Source organism: Streptomyces boncukensis (assembly GCF_011045075.1).
Lineage (GTDB): Bacteria > Actinomycetota > Actinomycetes > Streptomycetales > Streptomycetaceae > Streptomyces > Streptomyces boncukensis.
In genome coordinates this window covers 1-5,066 of the sequence record NZ_JAAKZZ010000510.1, presented here as the reverse complement: position 1 = coordinate 5,066, position 5,066 = coordinate 1, and the positions used below count along the sequence as shown (strand labels likewise).

The window sequence follows — 5,066 nt, the reverse complement described above, 5'->3', positions numbered from 1 at the left end:
CCGGTGCCCCGCGCCCCTGCCGCGCCCGGCCGTCCAGTTCTTGGCCCCCACCCGGTAGGCGCCGAAGGCGACCTCGCCGAGCAGCCGCAGCCGCGGATCCTCCCGGCTGTCCGCGCCCAGCTTCTCCTCCAGCAGCTCGACGACCTGCGTCTGGTGGTGGCCCGCCATCACCAGGCTGTGCTTGCGCAGCCCGTCGTGGCCGGCCGCCAGCCGGCGGGTGGCCAGGAAGCGGGGCGCCCAGTCCTCGTCCATGCCGCGGATGGTGTCCACCAGGGTGGCCCGCAGCGCGCCCAGCACCTCGCCGTGCGGCTCGACGGCCGCGAAGGCGGCCACATACGACAGCCACAGCTCGGCCTCGGTGGCCAGGGCGACCGACTCCTTGGACGAGTAGTAGCGGAAGAACGTCCGCTTGGAGACTTCCACCTCGTCCACCAGCTCTTCGAGGGTGACCTCGTCGAAGCCCCGCTCCGTGAAGCGCCGCAGCGCCACGTCCGCGAGCGCCTGCCGGGTGCGGCGCTTCTTGCGCTCCCGCAGGGTGAGGGCCCGGTCGTCCATATACTCACCCTAGCCTGCCGGACCCGGGCAGCCCCTTGCTGTGGGCCACAGCACACCCGCAGCCTGCGACGGATCAGCAAGGGGCAGCCCCCACTCAGCGAGATCCGCAGGACACGCCCTGGCCGTCACTTCCGGTGAGGCGGTCCACGGGGGCGCGACCGGCCGGCTGTTCCGGCTCCTGGGGCTCCGCGCCCTCCGGCACCCCCCGCTCGACCGGTTCACCGGCCGACAGGGTGAGCTCCTCCCCGTAGTGCCGCACCCGCAGCGGCTCGCCGTCTGCCAGTGCGTACCGCACCGTGTCCGGCCGGATCTCGACGCGCAGCGCGCACCCGCGCACCAGGACGGTGAACGCCAGCCGCGCCAGCGCCTCCGGCAGCCGCGGCGCGAACCCGAGCACCGCCTCCTCGCCGTCCCCGTGCAGCCGCATCCCGCCGAGCCCGTACACCAGCGCGATCCACGTCCCGGCGAGCGAGGCCATATGGAGCCCGTCCCGGGTGTTGTTCTCCAGGTTCTCCAGGTCCATCAGCGCGGCCTCGCCCAGGTACGCCCAGGCGAGGCGCCGGTGTCCGGTCTCGGCCGCCATCACGGCCTGCACACACGCCGAGAGCGAGGAGTCCCGTACGGTCAGCGCCTCGTAGTACGCGAAGTTGGCGGCCTTCTGCTCGGGCGTGAAGTCGTCCGGGCAGGCCATCATCGCCAGCACCAGGTCCGCCTGTTTGACCACCTGCTTGCGGTACAGGTCGAAGTACGGGAAGTGCAGCAGGAGCGGATAGTGCTCGCCGTCCGTCGCGTCGAAGTTCCACCGCTCCCGGTCGGTGAATCCGGCGGACTGCTCGTGCACCCCGAACCGGGCGCTGTACGGCACGGCCATGTGCGTGGCGGCGTCCCGCCAGCCGGCGGCCTCCGCGCCGTCCACTCCGAGCCGCCAGGCGTGGTCCGGACAGCGCAGCGCGGCCCGCGCCGCTGCGGCGAGGTTCCGGCGGGCCATCAGGTTGGTGTACAGGTTGTCGCGGACGAGCGCGCTGTACTCGTCGGGGCCGGTGACGCCGTCGATATGGAAGGCGCCGTCCGCGTCCCGGTGGCCCAGCGCGTGCCACAGCCGCGCCGTGTGCACCAGCAGCTCCAGCCCCGGGCCGCGCGCGAACTCCTCGTCGCCCGTGGCGGCCAGATAGCGTTCGACGGCGTCCGCGATGTCGGCGTTGATGTGGAAGGCGGCCGTTCCGGCGGGCCAGTACGCCGAGCACTCCGCGCCGCTGATGGTGCGCCACGGGAACGCGGCCCCGGCCAGCCCCAGTTGCCGCGCCCGCTCCAGCGCCGCGGGGAGCGTGGCGTGCCGCCAGCGCAGCACCGGTCCGACGGTCTCCGGCGCCGTCCAGGTGAGCACCGGCAGCACATAGGACTCGGTGTCCCAGAACGAGTGCCCGTCGTACCCGGTGCCGGTCAGCCCCTTGGCGGGCAGGGGCCGCTGCTCGGCTCGCGCCGCCGACTGCAGCACGTGGAACTGCGCGAAGCGCACCGCCTGCTGCAGCTCCGCGTTGCCGTCCACCTCGACGTCCGCGCGGGACCAGAAGCGGTCCAGATAGTCGCGCTGCGCACGGGCCAGCCCGTCCCAGCCGGTGCTCTGCGCGGTGGCGACGGCCCCCTCGACCTGGTCGCGCACGGCGGGCAGGGACCGCTGCGCCGACCATCCGTACGCCACGAACTTCACCAGCCGCAGCCGCTGCCCCGCCGCCAGCGAGGCGGTCACGGTGAGCCTGCTGACGTCCTGCTCGCAGCCGGTCGTCCAGCTCGTCCCCTCGGGCCCCGTCACCAGGTGGTCGGCGGCCGCCGCCACCCGCAGCCCGCTCCGCTCGGTGCGGTGCACCAGCCGCAGCCGGGTGCCCTCGGAGAAGTGCTCCTCGGCCCGCAGCGGGGACTCGACCACCGCGGCCACCCGCGGGTCGTCGGACCCGTCCGGCAGCTGCTCGTTGGCCACCAGCTCGGACTGCAGCGCCACGGTCGCCGGGCCGTTCAGCGCCGTCACCTCGTAGGAGATGGCGGCGACGGCCCGCTGGGTGAGCGAGACCAGCCGCTGGGTGGCGATCCGTACGGACCGGCCGTCCGGCGACTCCCACTCGGCGGTGCGGCCGAGGAGGCCCGTACGGAAGTCCAGCACCCGCTCGTGCGCCAGGAGCGTCCCGTAGCGCAGGTCGTAGGGGTGGTCGTCGACGAGCAGCCGGATGATCTTCCCGTCGGTCACGTTGATGAGCGTCTGCCCGGACTCGGGGTAGCCGTAGCCGGCCTCGGCGTACGGCAGCGGGTGGACCTCGTGCACGCCGTTGAGGTAGGAGCCGGGCAGCCCGTGCGGCTCGCCCTCCTCCAGATTGCCGCGCCAGCCGATGTGCCCGTTGGCGAGGGAGAAGACGGACTCGCTCTGGGCCAGCACGTCCAGGTGCAGCTCCGTCTCGCGCAGCCGCCAGGGCTCGGTGGCATAGCAGGAGTGACTGATCATGTCCGCCCTTCCAGCAGCTCGCCGAGATCGCCGACGACCGCGTCGGCGCCGTGCGCGCGCAGCTCGTCCGCCTGCCCGGCGCGGTCCACCCCGACGACGTACCCGAAAGCGCCCGCGCGCCCGGCCGCCACCCCCGCCAGCGCGTCCTCGAACACCGCGGCGTCGCCCGGCGCGGCCCCCAGCGCCCGCGCCGCGGCGAGGTAGGAGTCCGGCGCGGGCTTGCCCCGCAGCCCGTCCCGCTCCGCGGTGTGCCCGTCGATCCGCACCTCGAACAGCTCCTCGATACCGGCGGCGGCCAGCACCTCCTGGCAGTTCGCGCTGGACGAGACGACGGCCCGCCGCACCCCGGCGTCCCGCGCGGCCCGCACATACGCCACCGAGCCCTCGTACGCCGTCACCCCGCGCTCCCGGAGCAGCCGCAGCAGCAGCGCGTTCTTGCGGTTCGCCAGCCCGTGCACGCTCTCCCGCTCCGGCGGGTCGTCCGCGGCCCCCTCGGGCAGCGCGATGCCGCGCGCGGCGAGGAAGGTGCGCACTCCGTCGGCGCGGGGCCGCCCGTCGACGTACGCGTCGTAGTCCCGCACGCCGTCGAAGGGCCGGAAGGACTCGCCCAGGCGCGCTGCCCGCTCGCGCAGGTAGTCGTCGAACGTCTCCTTCCACGCGGCGGCATGCACCGTGGCGGTGCGGGTGAGGACGCCGTCGAGGTCGAAGAGGCATGTACGCACGCGGTCGGGGAGACCCAGCATGGTTCGAGGGTACGAAAAGGTGGGACATTCCGCCCGGTGAGCGGCGCCTGGCGGATCGTACTGGGTCGAGGCCCCCTGCCGCCGGGCAAGGTCCTAGCCGTGGCCCGTGTCGATGACGCAGAAGCGGTTGCCCTCCGGGTCGGCGAGCACCACGAAGTCGGCGTCGTCCGGGTAGCTGTCCCAGTCGACGCGCCGGGCCCCCAGCGCCACCAGCCGCTCGACCTCGGCGGCCTGGTCGGCCGCGTCCCCGGCGTACAGGTCCAGATGGATCCGCGGGCGCTCCTGCGGCGGCGTCTCGCTGAGGCCGAGCGACAGCTGCACCCCGGCCCCCTCCGCCGGCACCAGCACCACCCAGTCGTCCTCCGGCTCCTCACGGGGGACGTGCCCCAGGGCCTCCATCCAGAACGCCGCGGCGCGCGGCACGTCCGAGACTCCCAGCACGACCGATCCGACTCTCAGCATGCACCGATTCTCACCGGCAGCCGTCGCCCGGGTCACTCCGCGACGCGTACCTGCCGGCCCGCGGAGTCCTCCTGTACGACCTCGTCGTCGGTGCTGACGCCGAACACCGCGGCGCCGACGAGTACGACGGTCGCCGCCACGGCCCAGCGGCGGACCGGCGCGCCGCGCCACCGGCCCCGCAGACGCCCCCGCAGACGCCCCCGCGCAGCGCCGCCGGGGGCGGGCGGTGAAGCGGCGGGGACTCCCGCGTCGTACGCGTCGACGGCGATCCTGCGGCGGGCCGCCGCCCAGCGCGCCGCCTCCTCGTCACCGAGGCCGCACGCCCGTACGAACGCGACGACGAGCTCCTCGCGGGGCAGCCGGTCCCTGCCGAGCGCGGTGGACGCGGTGGAGTAGGGCAGCCAGTGGCCGGCGTCGGTGGCCCGGCGCTCCAACTGCCGGTAGCTCAGCCCCGACCAGACCTTGAGCCGGCCCAGCGCGGCGACGAAAGCCGCCGCGTCGGCGGCGGCGGCCGGTGAGGGCGGCGGTGCGGATGCGGTCACGAGGTACCCCCGATACTCGTCCGATGGGCCGGGCACGCATCCATGCTGCCACGCTGCCACGCTGAGCTGCGCGTACAGCAGTTCGCACAACCCCGCACAGCCCCGCGCTGGACCGCCGCCGACGGCGCTCGCCAGCCTCCGGTGCATGCACTCGACCCGCTCCCGACTCCGTCGGCCCCTCACCCTCGGCATGGCCCTGACGACTCTCCTGGCGCTCGGTGCCAGCGGCGGCACGGGCGCCGTGGCGTCCGCCGCGACCCCGACCCCGGCCCC

5 protein-coding genes are annotated in these 5,066 nt (G+C 74.5%); all 5 read right to left on the bottom strand.

The window, feature by feature from the left end; genetic code table 11:
- Positions 1-555, bottom strand: a 555-nt coding sequence (locus tag G5C65_RS30855; protein ID WP_165302349.1) for a TetR/AcrR family transcriptional regulator, incomplete at its 3' end; no start/stop codon positions are given.
- A gap of 94 nt (positions 556-649) precedes the next feature.
- Positions 650-3,046, bottom strand: coding sequence for a glycoside hydrolase family 65 protein (locus G5C65_RS30850; protein ID WP_165302348.1), 2,397 nt, complete (start codon positions 3,044-3,046; stop codon positions 650-652).
- Positions 3,043-3,789: an HAD family hydrolase gene (locus G5C65_RS30845; protein ID WP_206442456.1), complete on the bottom strand. Its 747-nt coding sequence runs from the start codon at positions 3,787-3,789 to the stop codon at positions 3,043-3,045. The genes G5C65_RS30850 and G5C65_RS30845 overlap by 4 nt, the downstream gene beginning before the upstream one ends.
- 93 nt (positions 3,790-3,882) lie before the next feature.
- A complete protein-coding gene (locus G5C65_RS30840) occupies positions 3,883-4,251 on the bottom strand; it encodes a VOC family protein (RefSeq protein ID WP_165302347.1) in 369 nt (122 codons plus the stop codon).
- A gap of 32 nt (positions 4,252-4,283) precedes the next feature.
- Positions 4,284-4,793 carry a hypothetical protein gene (locus G5C65_RS30835; protein ID WP_165302346.1) on the bottom strand — a complete coding sequence of 170 codons (510 nt, stop codon included), beginning with the start codon at positions 4,791-4,793 and terminating at the stop codon, positions 4,284-4,286.
- Positions 4,794-5,066 lie beyond the last annotated feature (273 nt).

What these genes read in the sequence shown, in the direction of transcription:
- G5C65_RS30850 (WP_165302348.1), bottom strand. Translation starts at nt 3,046, where the DNA reads ATGATCAGTCACTCCTGCTATGCCACCGAGCCCTGGCGGCTGCGCGAG.
- G5C65_RS30845 (WP_206442456.1), bottom strand. Translation starts at nt 3,789, where the DNA reads ATGCTGGGTCTCCCCGACCGCGTGCGTACATGCCTCTTCGACCTCGAC.
- G5C65_RS30840 (WP_165302347.1), bottom strand. Translation starts at nt 4,251, where the DNA reads ATGCTGAGAGTCGGATCGGTCGTGCTGGGAGTCTCGGACGTGCCGCGC.